This is a genomic window from Bradyrhizobium sp. 33ap4 (assembly GCF_032654765.1).
In the GTDB taxonomy this organism is placed as follows: domain Bacteria; phylum Pseudomonadota; class Alphaproteobacteria; order Rhizobiales; family Xanthobacteraceae; genus Bradyrhizobium; species Bradyrhizobium australafricanum.
Genome location: NZ_JAUMTJ010000037.1, coordinates 59,378 through 77,139, shown reverse-complemented (window position 1 = coordinate 77,139; position 17,762 = coordinate 59,378). Strand labels below are relative to the sequence as shown.

At 63.7% G+C, this 17,762-nt stretch carries 18 protein-coding genes; 13 read left to right on the top strand and 5 right to left on the bottom strand.

The window, feature by feature from the left end; translation table 11 throughout:
* Positions 1 to 17: 17 nt before the first annotated feature.
* Entirely contained in the window at positions 18 to 2,366 is a 2,349-nt protein-coding gene (locus Q2M23_RS26870; RefSeq protein ID WP_316397614.1) for a hypothetical protein, read from the bottom strand.
* Between the two features lie 667 nt (positions 2,367 to 3,033).
* On the opposite strand from Q2M23_RS26870, the gene Q2M23_RS26865 reads away from it, so the two are divergent.
* From Q2M23_RS26865 to Q2M23_RS26815, 11 genes are all read left to right on the top strand, one after another.
* On the top strand, positions 3,034 to 3,735 hold the full coding sequence (locus tag Q2M23_RS26865; RefSeq protein WP_316397613.1) for an RNA polymerase sigma factor: 702 nt from the start codon (positions 3,034 to 3,036) through the stop codon (positions 3,733 to 3,735).
* A 140-nt stretch (positions 3,736 to 3,875) separates the two neighbouring features.
* Entirely contained in the window at positions 3,876 to 4,700 is an 825-nt protein-coding gene (locus Q2M23_RS26860; RefSeq protein ID WP_028336954.1) for a flagellin, read from the top strand.
* 63 nt (positions 4,701 to 4,763) lie between these two features.
* A complete protein-coding gene (gene fliD / locus Q2M23_RS26855) occupies positions 4,764 to 6,461 on the top strand; it encodes a flagellar filament capping protein FliD (RefSeq protein ID WP_316397612.1) in 1,698 nt (565 codons plus the stop codon).
* Positions 6,461 to 6,904: a flagellar export chaperone FliS gene (locus tag Q2M23_RS26850; protein ID WP_316397611.1), complete on the top strand. Its 444-nt coding sequence runs from the start codon at positions 6,461 to 6,463 to the stop codon at positions 6,902 to 6,904. Before fliD ends, Q2M23_RS26850 begins: the two co-directional genes overlap by 1 nt.
* 103 nt (positions 6,905 to 7,007) lie before the next feature.
* Positions 7,008 to 7,514 (top strand): hypothetical protein, encoded by a 507-nt coding sequence (locus Q2M23_RS26845; RefSeq protein ID WP_316397610.1) that lies wholly within the window; start codon positions 7,008 to 7,010, stop codon positions 7,512 to 7,514.
* Between the two features lie 230 nt (positions 7,515 to 7,744).
* Positions 7,745 to 8,404 carry a flagellar hook assembly protein FlgD gene (locus tag Q2M23_RS26840; RefSeq protein ID WP_316397609.1) on the top strand — a complete coding sequence of 220 codons (660 nt, stop codon included), beginning with the start codon at positions 7,745 to 7,747 and terminating at the stop codon, positions 8,402 to 8,404.
* Positions 8,405 to 8,423: 19 nt separating this feature from the next.
* Positions 8,424 to 9,713 carry a flagellar hook protein FlgE gene (flgE, locus tag Q2M23_RS26835; RefSeq protein ID WP_141339833.1) on the top strand — a complete coding sequence of 430 codons (1,290 nt, stop codon included), beginning with the start codon at positions 8,424 to 8,426 and terminating at the stop codon, positions 9,711 to 9,713.
* On the top strand, positions 9,710 to 9,964 hold the full coding sequence (locus Q2M23_RS26830) for a hypothetical protein (protein ID WP_316397608.1): 255 nt from the start codon (positions 9,710 to 9,712) through the stop codon (positions 9,962 to 9,964). Before flgE ends, Q2M23_RS26830 begins: the two co-directional genes overlap by 4 nt.
* A 19-nt stretch (positions 9,965 to 9,983) precedes the next feature.
* Positions 9,984 to 10,439, top strand: a complete 456-nt coding sequence (locus tag Q2M23_RS26825; RefSeq protein WP_316397607.1) for a flagellar protein FlgN — start codon at positions 9,984 to 9,986, stop codon at positions 10,437 to 10,439.
* A 27-nt stretch (positions 10,440 to 10,466) separates the two neighbouring features.
* A complete protein-coding gene (gene flgK / locus Q2M23_RS26820) occupies positions 10,467 to 12,242 on the top strand; it encodes a flagellar hook-associated protein FlgK (protein ID WP_316397606.1) in 1,776 nt (591 codons plus the stop codon).
* 16 nt (positions 12,243 to 12,258) lie between these two features.
* Positions 12,259 to 13,167 carry a flagellin gene (locus Q2M23_RS26815; protein WP_316397605.1) on the top strand — a complete coding sequence of 303 codons (909 nt, stop codon included), beginning with the start codon at positions 12,259 to 12,261 and terminating at the stop codon, positions 13,165 to 13,167.
* 12 nt (positions 13,168 to 13,179) lie between these two features.
* On the opposite strand, the gene Q2M23_RS26810 is transcribed toward Q2M23_RS26815, so the two are convergent.
* From Q2M23_RS26810 to Q2M23_RS26795, 4 genes are all read right to left on the bottom strand, one after another.
* Entirely contained in the window at positions 13,180 to 14,136 is a 957-nt protein-coding gene (locus tag Q2M23_RS26810; RefSeq protein WP_316397604.1) for a transporter substrate-binding domain-containing protein, read from the bottom strand.
* Positions 14,133 to 14,420, bottom strand: coding sequence for a c-type cytochrome (locus Q2M23_RS26805; RefSeq protein ID WP_229188856.1), 288 nt, complete (start codon positions 14,418 to 14,420; stop codon positions 14,133 to 14,135). Before Q2M23_RS26805 ends, Q2M23_RS26810 begins: the two co-directional genes overlap by 4 nt.
* 79 nt (positions 14,421 to 14,499) lie before the next feature.
* A complete protein-coding gene (locus tag Q2M23_RS26800) occupies positions 14,500 to 16,164 on the bottom strand; it encodes a methanol/ethanol family PQQ-dependent dehydrogenase (protein ID WP_057020576.1) in 1,665 nt (554 codons plus the stop codon).
* A gap of 224 nt (positions 16,165 to 16,388) precedes the next feature.
* On the bottom strand, positions 16,389 to 16,634 hold the full coding sequence (locus Q2M23_RS26795; protein ID WP_246786780.1) for a hypothetical protein: 246 nt from the start codon (positions 16,632 to 16,634) through the stop codon (positions 16,389 to 16,391).
* 193 nt (positions 16,635 to 16,827) lie between these two features.
* On the opposite strand from Q2M23_RS26795, the gene Q2M23_RS26790 reads away from it, so the two are divergent.
* Positions 16,828 to 17,226 (top strand): calcium-binding protein, encoded by a 399-nt coding sequence (locus Q2M23_RS26790; RefSeq protein WP_253589705.1) that lies wholly within the window; start codon positions 16,828 to 16,830, stop codon positions 17,224 to 17,226.
* Positions 17,227 to 17,561: 335 nt separating this feature from the next.
* On the top strand, positions 17,562 to 17,642 hold the full coding sequence (pqqA, locus tag Q2M23_RS26785; RefSeq protein WP_009031067.1) for a pyrroloquinoline quinone precursor peptide PqqA: 81 nt from the start codon (positions 17,562 to 17,564) through the stop codon (positions 17,640 to 17,642).
* Positions 17,643 to 17,762: the final 120 nt, after the last annotated feature.

The window sequence follows — 17,762 nt, the reverse complement described above, 5'->3', positions numbered from 1 at the left end:
CGGATCAGGCGGACAAATCAGCTGTCGTTGTTCGTTGTCGGCATGCCTCTGGCGCTGCGCCAGGTCAGTGTGGCCGAAGCGGCGCCGTTGCCGTCGCGGTCCGCGACCGCAAGGATGCGGTCATGGTCGAGGGCAGTCAGCGCGACCGTGTAGATGGCGACGTCGTCTTCGAAGCCGTCGACGGGGATGAGCAGCATGCCGTCGTCACTGGTGGCGCGGAAGTGACGGCCGCGCCGTTCGAGGCCGACATCGATGAGCCGTCGCTCGGCGATCGCTGTCACGTTCGAACCCTCGGCGGCTTTCGCGGCGCTCTCGCCATATTGGACCGTGATGCCGTGGAGCATCCCGTCGCGGGTGAGCTTGGCCAGCGGCAGCACGATAGTCGCGATTGCCATCCGGCGCGACAGCGGGATCCGCAGGCGAAGATCGCCGAGCCCGCTGTGATAGACGCTGATCGCCTCCAGCGACGCCTGGCCGTTCCGCTCGAACAGACCGACCTGCAGCGTCCCGCACAGTGCTTCGCCGAACACATTCGCGGGCAGGCGACTGGCGCCGAACAGCGTGTAGAGATAGGCATGCGACGGCGACAGGGCGGCAAAGCTGCCCGCCAGCCACATCGGGGGCGCCGGAGCCGTGCAGGCGGTCATGAGGCCGCGGGCGATGATGCTATCATTGACGAAGTCGGCATCGAGCAATGGCGCCAGCGCCGGGGTGCCGAGATTGACGTCATGCTTGATGCCGCCGAGCAGCGCGAGCTCATCATCGTCCGGCAGCAGCAGGAGGCGTCCGAGCACGGCGGCCGTCCAGCGCGCCGCGACCGCGGGGGCGGCATCGGGCTGCAATCCGTAGCGTGGTGCCAGCTCGCGGGCGCGCGAAACATAGGCCAGCGTTCCGGATTGCACCTCGGTCGCCAGCGCCAGCTGGGCGGCCGGGCGCTGATCACCCTCGCGCAATACCTCACCGCCGCGATAATCCCGCGCCGATCCTTCCCTAGAACAGCACAGCTGCTCCAGCAAGGCGACGTTGCGGATCAGCATGCGCTTGACGTGCGGCGTGACGACGCGATCAGAGACCAGGCCCTCCGCGGTGTCGTCATCGGAGATGCCGTCGAAGGCATCGTCAAGCGTCAGCAGATAGGCGCCGTGCAGGCGGATGCGGATGCCCTCGCGATCGAAAATTCGCCGCAACGACTTCTGCACGCTTGCGGAATAGCCGAGGTCGACCAGGATCAGATCGGTGCAGCCATCGAAATCCCGGATATGCGCGCGAAGATAGGTCAGCAAACGGGTCCGGACACCGGCAGCGATATCGGTGATCTCGCGCGGGTCCATCAGATCGGGCAGGGCGTCGGCGAGTTCGCGGCCGCTGGCAATGCCGTCGGGATACTGCGCGAAGAACTTCATCACGGCGGGCGGCTGCACCTTGACGATGTCGATAAAGGTCGCCGCGTCGATCTTGACGACCCGGCCCAGCAGCTCACAGAGTGGTTCGAGCGTATCGGCAGACCCGACCAGGCTGACGCGACGATTGATCTCGATATAGGCGCCGGTCTCGCCGTGGTTTGCCTGCCAGACGCGATGCGGCAGCAGGCCGTCGCGGCCGAGGAATCCGACCGCAACGCGCGCGCCCTCGCGAGCAAGCGTGCTGCGCCGCGCAGAAATGAATGCGTCGAACGCCGCCATCACGGGGCCGAGCACGGTCACGCCGAGGTCGAAAGCGGGAGCAGGCTCCGCGCTCTTCGCCGTCACCGCGCGCCGCAGCGTGCGGGCGCCGCAGTCGAGCCGCGACGGCTGATCGGGGCACAGCAATTCAAAGATCGATGTCTCGCGTTGAAACTTGGAAGCCAGCGCCGCGCCGGCCTGCGGGTAGTAGCGCGGACGGATGCCGTGACGGCGCGCGCCCTTGATATCGGCGGTGTGGTTGTCGCCGACATGGAACGAGCTTGCCGCGTCGATGCCTTGCTCGGCGAGATAGGCCTCAAACAGCGCCCCGCTCTTGCTGCTGCCGTGATCGCAGGACGCATAAAGGAAATCCCAGCTCAGCCCGGGACTGCAGGAACGCAGCAGCTGCGCGAGCTGGTCGGTGCTCCAGTAGGTGTCGGAAATGAAGCCGACGCGAAAGCCGCCGCGCTTCATGTCCAGATATTGCTCGAGCATTTCGGGATTGGCGCGGCAGAGCTCGAGCTCGGTCTCGAACTCGATCTGCGCAAGATCGTGCAGCGCATCGCGGCTCAGGCCGAACAGCCTGAACGGAAAGTATTTGTAGATGTCGGCGATGCGCACTTCAGTTGAGCCGCACCGCTCCTGCGATACTTTGCGCGCCCGCGCCTCCGCCTGGATTCGATGTTGAACGAAACTGGCGGACATGTTCGGAAAATTTTCAGCAATGCAGCAACGCTGAAAAACCCTTTCAAATACGCCATCCGGCGTCGTGCAGGCGCGCAACAGAAATGTATCGAAAACATCGAATGAACATGCAGAAACATTCTGCGCTCGACGCGTCGCGTCGATCGTCATGATCGTCATGCGCAAAATTCCCGCCAGTCCTCATGCGTTGAACGCGCGCGTGAGACAAATCAGGCGCGACAGTTCAAAAAAGTTGATGCGGGATTCGAAAACGCGCGCTTCGCGACTGACAGATTCAAAAAATCCGATAACGTCAAAACAGTGATTCGGAAAAAATTGCCTGGTCGCAATCGTCGAATGCAAGATGGCGACCAACGGCGGTGAGTCACTCGCATGCTCGGCGCATGCATGGGTTCGCGTGGCGTTAGTTGGTGTGACAACAGCGTTTTCCGACGCGACGATCTCTTCCGCGGAAATGCGAGGCGATGCTGAACGACTGCTCCAAACTCCGTCGCATTTTTCCCTGCGCCTGCGCGCAGCGGCAGCTTTTGCCGGGCGGTCGGCAAAAACATCCAGCTAAGCGTCTGAAAAATAACGAAAAAAGTTCGCCTGGTTTGCTGACCCTCTCCGTTCAACGCTCAGAAGCCGCATGGAATGTGTGCCAGCGGCGTTGGTTGGAGAGCGGCGGATGAGTTACGCGCTTGATATGAGGGCACCGGCCGAAGTGGAGGCCACGCCGGCCGCGGTTGCACCGGCCGAAGCGGCTGCGCCGTGGAGCAACGTCCCCACCGTTGCCGATGCGGGCCCGCTCGACACCGTCGAGATCCACGACGAAGACAAGGACTTGCTCGACCGTCTCGCCGCCGGCGACGAGACGGCATTTCGTGCTCTGGTCGAACGCCACGTCGATCGCGCCTACGCGATCGCGCTGCGCATCGTCGGCAACGCCGCCGACGCCGAAGACGTCGTGCAGGACACGATGCTGAAAGTGTGGACCCATCGCGGCCGCTGGCAGCATGGCCGCGCCAAGTTCTCGACCTGGCTCTATCGCGTCGTCAGCAACCGCTGCATCGATCTGCGCCGCAAGCCGCGCACCGAGAATGTCGATGTCGTGCCCGAGGTCGCCGACACCCAGCCCGATGCCTCCGCCGTGATCGAGCGCAACGAGATCGGCAATCTGCTGGAGGTCGCGATGCAGCGCCTGCCCGAGCAGCAGCGCGTCGCAGTGATCCTGTCGTATCACGAGAACATGAGCAACGGCGAGATCGCCGAGGTCATGGACACGACCGTGGCCGCGGTGGAGTCGCTGTTGAAGCGAGGACGGCAGCAGCTGCGCGAGATGCTGAAGCGGCACGAGCGCGACCTGCGCGGCGCGTTTACCGACTGCTAACCATAAATTCCAGCTTCTGAAGATTTTGCGCCTGACCACCGGCGGCCGGCCCGTTTGATCGGGCGGACGGGGGCTGGATCCGCGTCACCTCTCTTTTTCACGATGCGGCATGCCATGCCCCATCAGCACAGGAGCTACTCATGCCGGCAATCTCCACCAACACCGCCGCGAACTCCGCGGTCCGTTACCTCAACATCAACTCGCAGCAGGAAACCAGCGCGCTGTCGAAGCTGTCGAGCGGCTCGCGCATCACCTCGGCTTCCGACGACGCGGCCGGTCTTGCGATCTCGACCCGCATCTCCTCCGACATCACGACGCTGCAGCAGGCCGCCACCAACGCGGCGCAGGCGACCTCGATCCTGCAGACCGCCGACGGCGGCGCCTCCAACATCTCGGACATCCTGGCCCGCATGAAGTCGCTGGCTTCCGAGTCCGCCTCGGGCACCGTGGCCGATTCCAGCCGCGCCTACATCAACTCGGAATTCACGCAGCTCAAGGGCGAAATCGACTCGATCGCCAGCGGAACCCGCTACAGCAGCCAGAGCTTGCTCGACGGTTCGAGCGTGTTCTCCTCGGGCGTCTCGGTGCTGGTCGGTTCGACCTCGGCCGACACCATCACGATCACGCTGACGAGCCTCACGGCCTCGTCGCTGTCCGTGACGTCGCTCGATGTGTCCAGCCTGTCGAGCGCCACCAGCGCGATGACGGCTCTCGACACCGCGATCGACAAGGTTTCGTCCGCACGCGCCGAGATCGGTGCTCAGGAATCCCGCTTCAACTTCAGCGCCGACTCGATCTCGACCCAGACCCAGAACCTGCAGTCGGCCAACTCGGCGATCAAGGACGTCGATATCGCCTCCGAGCAGGCGACGCTGTCCTCGGCCGAGGTGAAGACCCAGGCCGCGGTCTCCGCTGAAACCGCGGCGAACCAGATGCCGCAGTACCTGCTGAAGCTGCTAGGCTAATTCGAAAGACCGATCGGGCCGGCATGATGCCGGCCCGATTCCTATCGCGGCGGAAGTGTCGACATGACGGTTAGCAGCGCCACCTCGAGCACATCAAACACGACGTCGACCAGTTCCGCCAGCACGGTGACAACGACCGGCACGACCAATTCGACCAGCATCGATTGGGATGCCCTGATCGAGGCCGAGGTCAACGCCAAGCTCGCAGCGGCGACCTCGATCACCACGACGATCACCGCGAACCAAGCCAAGATCACGGCCTATCAATCGCTGCAGACCGAGCTGTCGACGCTGGCGACCGGGTTGTCGTCGCTCAGCACGTCGATCATCAATTCGATCGCCACCAACGCGTTCGCTACCCGGGCGGCGACGATCTCGTCCACCGGTGACGTCAGCGCCTCGTCGGCGCTCAACATGAGCGTCAACAGCGGGTCGGCGACCGGCGATCACACGCTCCAGATCACCCAGCTCGCGACCGCGCAGAAGGTGATCGGCTCCTCGCAGCCGAGCAGCTCGACGGCGCTGGGCCTGTCCGGCACTTTCTCGCTCGGCCTGTCCGGCGGCACCGGCACGGCGATCTCGATCACCAGCGGCATGTCGATGCAGGATATCGTCGACACCATCAACGCCCAGACCTCGACCACCAATGTCCAGGCCTCCATCGTCCAGGTGTCGAGCGGGTCCTACGAGATGGTGCTGACGGGGACACAGGACGCCGCTGACATCGCCTATTCGTCGACGTCGGGCGATGACATCCTGAACGAGCTCGGCGTCACCGACACGTCCGAGGGGTTCACCGACGTGCTGCAGAAGTCGCAGTCCGCGGAGTTCACCCTCGACGGCATCGCGCTCACGCGTAACACCAACGACATTTCCGACGTCCTGTCCGGCGTCACGTTCGACCTGCTGCAGCCGACGCCGAGCGGCACCAGCCTCAACATCAGCATCGAGACCGACACCAGCCAGATCACGTCAGCGCTGCAGACCTTCGTCACCAACTACAACGCATTTCGCGACCAGGTGATCGCGCAGTCGGCGCAGAATTCCGACGGCACGGCCGCGTCGAGCGCGGTGCTGTTCGGCGACGGCACGATGCGCGATCTCATGACCCAGCTGCAGCAGGTGCTCAGCGGGACGGTCGGCGGCATGACGATGGCCGATCTCGGCCTGTCCTTCAACGAGAACAACGAGCTCCAGCTCGATACCGGCACGCTGTCGGCGGTGCTGACGCAAAATCTCGCCGGCGTCACCCAGCTGCTGTCGGCGCAGACCACCACTTCGTCCAGCCAGCTCAGTGTGGTCAATACCGGCACGTCGCCGCAATCCTTCACGCTCGACCTCACGGTGGACTCCACCGGTACGCTGACCGGAGCCTCGGTCGGCGGCGACAGCTCCGGCTTTTCGGTGGTCGGCAACACCATCATCGGCAATTCAGGAACGATCTACGCCGGTATGGCCTTCACCTATACGGGCTCGACCTCGCAGTCGATCACGGTGACATCGTCGTCCGGTTTGGCGACGCAGCTCTACCAGCTCGCGCACACCAGTTCCGGAACCAGCGGTCAACTCCAGACCATGATCACCAACTTGCAGTCGCGCGACACCGACCTGCAGTCCCAGGTCAGCGACATTCAGAGCAATGCGGCGACGTTCAAGGCTCAGCTGCAGGTTCAATACGCCAATTACCAGGCGGCCATCGAAAGCGCGAACAACACGTTGGGCTACCTGAAAGCACTCCTAGACGCAGCATCGAGTAACTGATGACACAGAATGCCACGGCCTACCAAGCCAACAATGCCTATCGATCCGCAGCGGTGGCGGTTCCGCCGCTGAAGGCGGTGGTGATGCTGTGCGACGGCGCGATCACGCTGTTGCAGAAGGCGCTGGACGCGCACGAGGCGAAGCGCTTCGAGGAAGGGCACATCTATCTGACGCGGGCGACCGCGATCCTGCGCGGGCTGAGCCACAATCTCGACTTCACCCGTGGCGGTGCGATGGCCGATCGTCTCTACCGCACCTATAACGCCCTGATCATGGCGTGCCTGCGCTCCTATGGCCGGCCGCAGGCCAGGGAGAATTTCCGGCGCATCATCGCGAGCCTGGCGGAACTGCGCGACGCCTGGAAGTTCGTCGAGGCGGCCGCCGGCAAGGCCGCCAAGGCCAGGGCACTCGACAAGACGCTCGAATCAGCCGCCGACCGCTGAGCCCGGAGAGGGCCGCGAATCACCCGACGAGGGCGCTTAGCCGGCGCAGCAAAGGGCCTGAGCGGGCGCCCTGGTTGGGGAAAATAGCCGCCCGGCGAGCGCCATGCTGGACCTGATGCGACAGCGGCGGAAATTGATTTCCGCCGTCCCGCGAATGCTTTATGACAGCCTTGGCGACGAGGCTGGATCTGCGCGCGCGATGGATGTTGCGACATTCGAAGACCTGATCGACCGGCTGGGGGAGGATCTGTCCCGCTGGCCCGACGATCAACGTCTTGCCGCCGCACAGCTCCTGGCATCTTCGGCCGAGGCGCGGACGCTCTACGAGGAGGCGAGTGCGGTACGCCGCGCGCTCGCGGCGCCGCCGGTTCGCGCACCAAAGGGTCTTGCCGACAGCATCGTGACCGCGGCGGCGAAATTGCCCCAGAAGCCCGCGTCGGGGCCAGCCCCGACTGACGATCAGCCGAACGATGCACAAGCACCGGACCAATCCGCACAGCAAGGCAAGGTGCTGCCTGCGCTGCTGCTGGCCCTCTGCCTGTTGCCCGCATTGACGCCGCCGGCATTGATGCTCGGCGAGCCGGATCTGCCGATCAGCCTTTCGCTCTAAAACGCTCCGCATTGCCTTTGCAGCTCTCCGCGGGCTCTCGCGGCGAGATGCACGCCTGCGAGCCGCGAACCCGCAACGGACACGGCAAGTTCCGCCGATTCATCAAGTGATTGCGGGTGGATGAATCCGCGCCTGAAATCGGCGCGTGATCCGTTCTATCTGCGAACGACATCACGACCCAATGTTCCACCGCGTTCCGTCGCGCATTCCGCGGCGAAGAGAGCCTTGTCATGACCGTCTCCTCGGCAACCTCTGCTGCAACCTCCACCACGTCGAGCTCGTCGTCGAGCGCGTCGATGGGGATGAGCTCGACCGATTTCCTCAACCTTCTCGTCAGCGAGCTGCAAAACCAGGATCCGCTGAACGCCACCAGCACGACCGACTTCATCAACCAGCTCACCTCCTACGCCAACTTCACCGAGCAGCAATCGACCAACGCCAGCATGACGTCGCTGGCGAGCTCGTTCTCGAGCCTCGTGACGCTCAACTCGGTCAACTATATCGGCCACACCGTCGAGGCGAAGACGAACACGGCGGAGTTGACCAACGGCTCGGCGACTTTCGGCTACTCGCTCACCTCGGCTGCGTCCAACGTCGCGATCACGATCCAGGACTCCTCGGGCAACACGGTGTGGAGCGGCAAGGGGACCGGAACCGCAGGCTCCAACACCTTCACCTGGAACGGCCAGACCTCCGTCGGGACCCAGCTCAAGGACGGCGGCCAGTATACGATTCAGGTGACCGCGACCGACTCCGCCGGAAACTCGCTGCTCAGCTACACCACGATGACGGGAACGGTGACCGGCATCGATGCCTCCGGCTCGACGCCCTCGCTGCTCGTGAACGGCGTCCCCGTCAGCGCCGCCAACATCATCGGCGTCACGTCCTGATTGCTTCCGGAGTCATATCATGAGTCTTACTGGTGCTCTTTCCTCGGCGATCTCGGCGCTCAACGCGCAGAGTCAGTCGCTGGCAATGATTTCCGATAACATTTCCAACGCCGATACCACGGGCTACAAAACCACGTCGGCGATGTTCCAGGATCTGGTGACCGCGTCGAACAGCGCCACCTCATATACGTCCGGCGGCGTCACGGTGTCCGGCCGCGCCAACATCACCCAGCAGGGCTTGCTGTCCGCGACCACCAACGCCACCGACGTCGCGATCCAGGGCAGCGGCTTCTTCGTCACCACCAACGCGACGTCCGGCGGTACCACTTCCTATACGCGCAACGGCGCGTTCACCACCGACAATCTGGGTTACCTCGTCAACAACGGCAATTACCTCGAGGGCTGGCGCACCGACGCTGACGGCAACATCGTCGGCAATGCCTCTGCCGCGAGCCTCGGACCGATCAACACGCAGGTGGCGTCCACCAGCGGCAGCGCCACCACCAAGACCACGGTCGCGGCGAACCTGCCGGCCGATGCCGCCGTCGGTGCGACCTTCAATAGCTCGATGACGGTCTACGATTCGCTTGGCACGGCAAGCACGATCCAGATCGATTGGAAAAAGACCGCCGACAACAGCTGGCAGGCCAGTTTCGAGACGCCAAAGCTCGCGTCGGACTCCACGACAGACAGTGCCAGCGCGATCACCGATACGGTGGATATCACCTTCAACAGCGACGGCTCGCTCGCCTCGACCAGCCCGAGCCCTCCCGTCATCTCGGTGACGGGTTGGAAGGATGGGGCGGCCGACAGTTCTGCCGCCAACGGCACGGCCATCACGCTCAATCTCGGTACGGCCGGCAAGACCGACGGCCTGACGCAGTATTCATCGGGCGAGACCACGCCAGCCGTCGATCTCACCAGCATCACGTCGGACGGTCTGCCCTATGGCAAGCTGAGCAGCATTTCGATCGGCAAGGGGGGCGTGGTCGACGCCACCTACTCCAACGGGCAGACGATCGCGATCTACAAGATTGCGGTCGCGACCTTCAGCGACCCCAACGGATTGAGCGCGGCTAGCGATGGCATGTACTCCGCGACGGCAGCTTCCGGCAACGCCACGCTGCAGACCTCGGGCACCAACGGCGCCGGCACGATCTACGGCAGCGAGCTGGAGTCGAGCACGACCGATACCAGCGGCCAGTTCTCCAACATGATCTCGGCGCAGCAGGCCTATTCGGCGGCCTCGCAGGTGATCACCACAGTCGACAAGATGTTCGATACGCTGATCTCGGCGGTGTCGCGATGATGACCGAAAAGCAAAATGACCGCTTGCTGGTCAGGCTTCAGCGGCTGAAGACGAAGGCCGCTGCGGTCCGGCCGGACGATCGCGCGCAGATTCGTGCGTTGCTCGACGATGTCGGAACGTTGCGGGACCAGCTAATGCGCGAATGCGCGCGGCTCGACCATGAACTCAACCGGGCCGCGGTCCGGGTAACGGCAATCACCGCGTACGGGCGCAGCGCACAATCGGTTCGCGCCCTGCGTCGCGGACACTAGCTTGAACGGGAGCGATGACATGACACCGGAACGCAACATCAAGATCAATCCCGCGGGAAATGACGAGCGCGCAAGGTCGTTGATCGCGCTGATCGACAATCTGATCGCGATCGTGAACGAGGAGAATGTCGAGCTCGCCAAGGGCTTGCCGGCCTCGCGGCTGAAGCAGGTCGACGAGAAGCATCGCCTTGCCACCCTGTTCGAGCAGTGTGTGGCGGAAGCGGTCGGCAAGACGGCAAATCTCAACGTCCAGGACCGCGTGCTGCGCGAGCAGCTGATGGACCGGATCCTGAAGCTGCGCATGGCGATGGACGAGAATGTGATGCGGCTGCGTGCGGCGATCGATGCCAGCAATCGCAGGATCGGGGCGATCATGCAGGCGATCCGCGAGCAGATCGCCAACGTATCGCCTTATGGCGCCGGCGGCCGTCGCGTCACGCCCGCGATGTCCTATGGCACCAACGTGCGGGCCTGATCGGGCCGGTGCCGGAGGGAGTTGGTCGTGTCGTCGCTCGATATCGCACGAAGCATCGCATTCAGCGGGCTGTCAGCCACGCAGGTGCAGATCAGCGTAGCTTCGGCCAATATCTCCAATGCCGACACCAAGGGCTATACCGCGAAGACCGCCAACCAGAGCAGCAGCGTCACTTCTGGTGTCGGTACCGGCGTCACGATCACGGGGATCAGCAGCGCGGTCGACAAGCTGCTCCTGAAGTCGCTGGTCGGGGCCGATTCCGATCTCGGCGCCGCCGATACCACCAACAGCTTTCTGACCGAGCTCCAGCAGCTCTATGGCAGCACCTCGAGCTCGGACAGCTCCACAACGGGCACCTCGCTCGCCAACACGATCGCGGCATTCGAGTCGGCGTTGTCGTCGCTGGCGAGCACGCCGAGCAGCGCGTCGCTGCAATCGAACGCCGTCAGCGCGCTTGCGGCGGTGACGACGCAGCTGCAGCAGACCTCTAGCGGCATCCAGACGCTGCGCTCCAATGCCGACCAGGACATCGCGTCGTCGGTCACCGATATCAATTCCGACCTGCAGCAGATCTCCGACCTCAACAAGCAGATCAAGCAGCAGGCGGCAGCCGGGCAGTCGACGGCCGATCTGGAGGACCAGCGCAACAGCGCGCTGCAGGATCTCGCGTCGATGATGAATGTGAGCTATTTCACCACGTCGACCGGCGATCTGCAGGTCTATACCGGATCGGGACAGGCGCTGGTCGATAGCACGGCGCATCCGCTGAGCTATACGGCGCTGCCCAGCGTCACGGCGTCGACGACGTATAGCGCGGGATCGTCGAGCGGTTTCAGCGGCATCTCCGTCAACGGCGTCGACATCACCTCGCAGATCTCCTCGGGCAAGGTCAGCGCGCTGATCACGCTGCGCGACCAGACGCTGCCGGCCGCGCAGTCGCAGCTCGACGAGCTGGCCCGGCAGCTGACCGCGACCGTCAACGCGGTGTCGAACCAGGGCACGTCGGTGCCGCCGCCGGCCAGCCTGACCGGAACTGCCACTGTGAGCAGCACGACGCCGTTCTCGGCGACCGGCACGGTGCGAATCGCCGTTGCGGACAAGAGCGGCAATCTGGTGTCCTACCGGGACCTCGATCTGTCGTCCTACGCCACGGTCGGTGATCTCGCCACCGCGATCAACGGTATCTCGGGGCTGTCAGCTTCGGTCGATGCCAACGGACACTTGTCGATCTCGACGACCACATCCAGCAACGGCGTTGCGATCAACGAGATGACGAGCTCGGTCGGCAGTTCGGGCGAGGGCTTTTCGGATTACTTCGGGTTCAACGACCTGATCACGGGGACCGGCGCGTTCGACATCGCCGTTCGCAGCGACATCCTCAACGGCACGGCGGCGCTGCCGACGGCGACGCTCGATGCGTCGTCCACGATGACGGCCGGAAACTCGGTGCTGTCACCGGGCTCGGCGACGGTGGTGAACGCGCTCTCGAGCGCGCTGACGGGGTCGACCAATTTCGGCATGGCCGGCGGCCTCGGCGCGACCACCGGCTCTTTCACGGACTACGCGGCCGCCATCGTCGCCAACGTCGCCGGCAAGGCGACCCAGGCGTCGGCGGCCTACACCGCCAAGCAAACCGCGCAGTCGACCTATGCGAATTCGCTGTCGTCGCAGTCTGGCGTCAACATTGACGAGGAATCCGCAAATCTGAGTGCGTTGCAAAACAAATACGCCGCCGCGTCCCAGATCATTACCGCCATCAATGCCATGTTCTCGGCGCTGATGACCGCGATGAGCGCCAGCTGAACCCGAGGCCGTCGTCATGACGATGCGCGTTGCCACCTTTGCACAGTCGGACCAGATGATATCGAACGCGTTGCGGGTGCAGGCGGTGATGGCCAACGAGCAGGTGCAGGAGTCCTCCGGGCTGCAATCCGAGGATTTCGGCGGCTACGGTTCCGGCGCCGGGCGCGTCATCAATTTGCAGGTGTCGGTGACGCGCGCGCAGTCCTATATCGATGCCAGCCAACTCGCCGATAACAAGGTGCAGGTGATGTATTCGGCGGTCGGGTCGATGACCGACATCATCACGCAGCTGCGGACCCAGCTCAGCGCGGCCACCACCGGCAGCAGCACGGCGACGGCATCGGTGATCAACTATGCGCAGCAGGCCATGGCGCAGATGCAGGGGCTGCTCAACACCCAGTATGACGGCGAATATGTCTTCAGCGGCGCCCGCACCGACACCGCGCCGGCGGATCTGTCGAGCTTCGACACCGGCACCGGATCGCTGACGGCATCAGACACCAGCTACTACAAGGGCGACGGCGAGATCGCGTCCGTGCGCGTGTCGGACAGCCAGTCGATCTCGTACGGCGTCACCGCCGACAATCCAGCATTCGAGCAGGTCATGCGGTTGCTGAAATACGTCGGCAACAGCAGGACGCTGTCGTCGAGCGACATCACGCAGGCGCTCGACCTCGCGAGCAATGCGCTGGATGCCACATCCACCGTGCAGGCAAAGTTGTCGGCCGCGGCGTCGCAGATCGAGACCGCCAGCACAAACCAGAGCGATTACCAGAATTTTGCGAAGACGCTGTCGACGGACCTCACCAGCGTCGATGTCGCGGCCGTGACGGCACAGCTTTCGACCTATCAGGCGCAGCTGACGGCGTCCTATTCGGCGATCTCCAAGATCCAGAGCATGAATCTGGCGAGCTATTTGCGATAGCTATCGCCGGCATCACCGGTTCAGAATCTTCAGCCAGACATCGCCGAGAGTGATCGGCTCGCGCGGCGGAAGCCAGGTGAGGCCGGCGGCCTTGCCGAGCTCCGCGATGGTGCCCTTGGCCTGCAGGTCGGTGAGGACCTTGTTGACAGATTCCAGCAGGACCTTGTCGGTTTCGAGCGCAACGTAACCGCGGTTGGCGCCGATCGGATAATAGTAGCCCGAGGCCGTGATCCTGGTGTCCGGATGTTCAGCGCGGTAGGCGTCGAAGCGGCGCAGGTCGAGCAATGTGGCGTCGAATTCGCCGCGTTCCAACTCTCCGAGTAGGTCGCTGCGCCCCGGAACGAGGTGCGTGATGTCGTCGATCAGCTTTCCCTTGTCGAAGGTCATCAGGATGGCGTCGCCCAGCGTGCCGCTTTCGATCGTCAGGCGAAGGCCGGCGAGATCGCCGATATCCTTGATCTTGCGCTCCTTGATCTTGTCTTTGGCCTTGGGACCGAGCACGACGGTCATCGGCGAATAGATGTAGGGCTGGCTCGGCGCCAGCACGCCGATCGGAATCCGCCGGCGGCGATCCTCGCGGGTGGCGCCGTCGAAGTCCGGCAGCTTGGCCGTCGTGACGCCGGGCGCCTTCAGCGAGTCCGTGGTAAGCGCGTAGCCGCCGACCAGCGAGCAGCGCCCGTCCGACAGCAGCGCATTGGCTTCGAGCGCCGGGCTTGCGGTGTCATCGAGCTTGCTTTCGAACCACTGGATCTCGAGCTTGCGGCCGAGCCGCCCGGTTATTGCCTGCGCGAGCGCAACGTCGAAGCCCGAGGCGGGCTTGCCGCGATGATGCACGGAAAACGGCGGCAGGTCCTCGTCGAGACAGACTCGGAGCGGCTCGTCGGCCGCGCGTGCCGCGGTCACGCCGGCAAGCGTCGAGATCAGTGCGAAGCCGAGAGCGGCGGCTAGCGCCGCGGTCCAGGCCCTCATGGCTTTCTCCGGCTTGCGACGAAGGCCCAGAGATCCGATATCTCCTCGTCGCTCAGGATGTCGCCCCACGGCGGCATCTTGCCGTTCTTGCCCTGCTTCACCGTGGTGACGAACCGTGTCTTGTCATCGGGATGGGTACGAAGGTCCGGCGTGACCGTGCCCGAATTGACCATGTTCGGACCATGGCAGTGCGAACACTTCTGGGCGTACGTGACTTTGCCCTTGTCGATCGTGGCCTGATCGCCGTCGGCATTTGCTTGCTGTGCGATGGCAGGCATCGTCATAGTCGCGATGCCCGTCATCGCGGCGGCGGTGAACACCGCCGCCGTCCAGATCGATACTGTCTTCACGTGCGATCCGCGCTCACTGCTTGACGGCGAAGACCCAGAGGGACCCGCCCGTCGGCACTTTCGCAAGGCGCTCGTCGCCGGAGAAGATCGAGTACACTCCGCCGTAGCCGCTGGTGACGGCGATATACTGAACGCCATCTTGCTGCCAGGTCACCGGCTGGCCTTCGATGCCGGAGCCGGTCTGGAAGCTCCACAGCTTCTTGCCGTTCTCGGCGTCGAACGCATCGAATTCACCGGTCAGCTGGCCGGAGAACACAACGCCGCCGGCGGTCGAGAGCACACCCGAGAAGCGCGGGATGTCGCTCGCCACCTCCCACTTGCTCTTTCCAGTCATGGGCTCGATGGCCTTGAGATAGCCGCGCGCTCCGTTGGGCCAGGCCCAGGGATCGGTGAGGTCCATGCCGAGATACCATTCGCCCTGCTTGTAGGTCGCGGGCTCGGCCTTGTAGTTGCCGCCGATATTGAGCGTATTGGCGTAGGCTAGGCCGGTCTGCGGATTGTACGACATCGGCTCCCAGTTCTTGCCGCCAAGGATCGACGGTTGCACCAGGACTTTCTTGCCGTCGCGCGCATCCTTGGAGATGTCGGTCTCAATCGGACGGCCGGTTTTCAGGTCGATGCCGCTCGCCCAGTTGACCGTCACGTAAGGATTGGCCGCGAGCAGCTTTCCATTGGTGCGATCGAGCACGTAGAAGAAGCCGTTGCGGTTGGCGTCCATCAGCACCTTGGTCGGTTTGCCCTCGACGGTCATGTCGGCGAGCACCATCTCGGCAACCGAGTCGTAGTCGAACGGGTTGTTCGGCGAGAACTGGTAGTGCCACTTGATCTTGCCGGTCTTCGGATCCAGCGCCAGCACCGAGCAGGTGTAGAGGTTGTCGCCGGGACGCACCGCCGAGTTGAACGGTCCGGGGTTGCCGATGCCCCAATAGACGGTGTTCAGCTCGGCATCGTAGGAGCCGGTGATCCAGGTCGATCCGCCGCCGAGCTTCCAGGTGTCGCCCTTCCAGGTGTCGCCACCGGGTTCGTCCGGGGACGGGATGGTATGGGTGCGCCATAGATGCTTGCCGGTTGCGGGATCCCAGCCGTCGATGAAGCCGCGGGTGCCGAACTCGGCGCCCGAGATGCCGGTGATCACGACGCCGTCGGCGACCAGCGGGGCCACCGTCATCGAGTAGCCTTCCTTGATATCCGCGGCCTTCTGGCGCCACAGCTCCTTGCCGGTCTTGGCATCGAGCGCGATCACATTGGCGTCGAGCGTGGTGCGGAACACCTTGCCATCGAACAGCGCCGCGCCGCGGTTGATGATGCCGCAGCAGACGATGCGCGGTGTTTCGGCGGGATATTCGACCTTGGTCTTCCACACCTGCTTGCCGGATTTGGCGTCAATCGCCATCGTGGCGTTGTGCGTGGTGAGATAGATGGTGCCCTGGTAGATCAACGGCTGCGATTGCTCGCTGCGATCGTCGGCGAGACTGTAATTCCAAACGGGAACGAGATTCTTGACCGTGTCCTTGTTGATCTGGTTCAGCGTCGAGAAGCGCTGAAGATTGTAACCCATGCCGTAATTGAGAACGTTCGAAGTATCAGTCGCCCCCTTGACCAACTGCTCGTTGGTCTGGGCGCTTGCACCATACGATGCAAGAATCACGAGGCTTGCGGCCAGCGCAATGCGTCTCATCCTATCCTCCCAATGAACCTTTTTTCGCACGCCTATTCCTGACGTTGCGGACGGAACCATCCGCCTGAAACCAAAACGGGTCAATACGAAAACGTGAACGAGCGCCCGGTAACCGCAAGAGACTGATCGAAAGCGTCAGGTCTTTCGCAGATGCGTTCGTGGCTTGCCGTCGCGTGGAATACGCTACACCAGCGCGGCCCGCCGTGATGCCGCGGCGCGAACGGTCAGCTGGACGGCGTCGGGGGACAGACACTCGGCCGCGGTTTCGCGCCCCGCTTGTCCGGCGGCACATTGCAATTATCGATACGCTGCTCGTCGGTCCATTTGCGGCCGAGCCGCTCCTTGCCGGTGAGCACGCGCTGCTGGACCGCCTCCGCCGATGGGGCAGGGTGCCGGGTCTGCGCGGACACGGGCGCAAGCAGACCGAGCACAACCAGACAGCCCAATGCGCTCCTCCAAATGTCGCTCATGGCTCGCCTCGATCATCTTGGTGCGATACGTCGGAGCTTCACAGGTGACCAGTCGGGAGGTCTCTTTCCACCCGAAAACCGACAAGGGCTCACCGGTTGCGCCAGCTGTCGAAGGTTCGCCAAGGCTGTTATGGTGCGCTTTTCGTGGCGCACTTCGCCCCGTCGCCGGAGCGGCACGTAAGGGAGATGAATGATGATTTCGCGTCGATCGTTTGCTCTGACTTTGGCCATGGCCGTCCTGTCGGCGCCCGCCCTGGCGGCATCCGGCCGCAAGGGCGCGCTGAAGATGCTCGATCCTGACGATGACGGTACGGTCGATCTCGCCGAAGCCAAGAAGGCTGCCGCCAATCTGTTCGCGAAGCTCGATCCCGACCATGACGGCACGCTCGACGCGCGCGAATTGCGTGGACGGCTGACCGCGAAAGAACTGGCCGCTGCCGATCCCGATCACGACGGCACCCTGACGCTCGACGAATATCTCGCGGTCGTCGAGCAGCGCTTCAAGGCCGCAGATCCCGACAATGACGGAACGCTGGATGCGAAGGAGTTGAACTCGCGCGCCGGCCGGGCCCTGCTGCGCCTGCTCAAATAAGTTGCCAGCCGGCGAACTTTGCCGGGCGGATTTGCCGGATATTGACGCAGAATTCCGCGCATAACAAAAAAAGTTGCGATTTCGCTCTTGGGCAAGACGCGGCTGGATGAATCGGGTCTCCTTACCCACGCGTCGCCGCCCGGCAGCCGGAAAATGCCCGACAGATCAGTGTCGGAGTTCCCAATGCCGGGCAGATGTCAGCGAGCCGTCGTCCGCTTCGGCATGTCCAGCAGCGAAGTCGGGTCCTTACCCGGCCGGCTTGCGCCCTGGAAAAGGCAGCCCTAGCTTGCCGCGCGGCGCGAGGCTTGCGCCAACTTATGACTTGGGAGAAGGAAATGGCCTGGAAAACACCGAAGATCGTCGAAGTGCCGGTGGGCATGGAAATCAACATGTACGCCTGCGCAGCGCGCAAGTAATCTTAAGACAAGTAACGCGAGACAGCCTGCCCGGCTCGTGCAGCGCGCTGCATCGAGCCGGGCAGGCGTCTTTTGTCGAACGTGTCTTTCTCGGGCGCTGCGGCCGCTCGGACAGCTTCT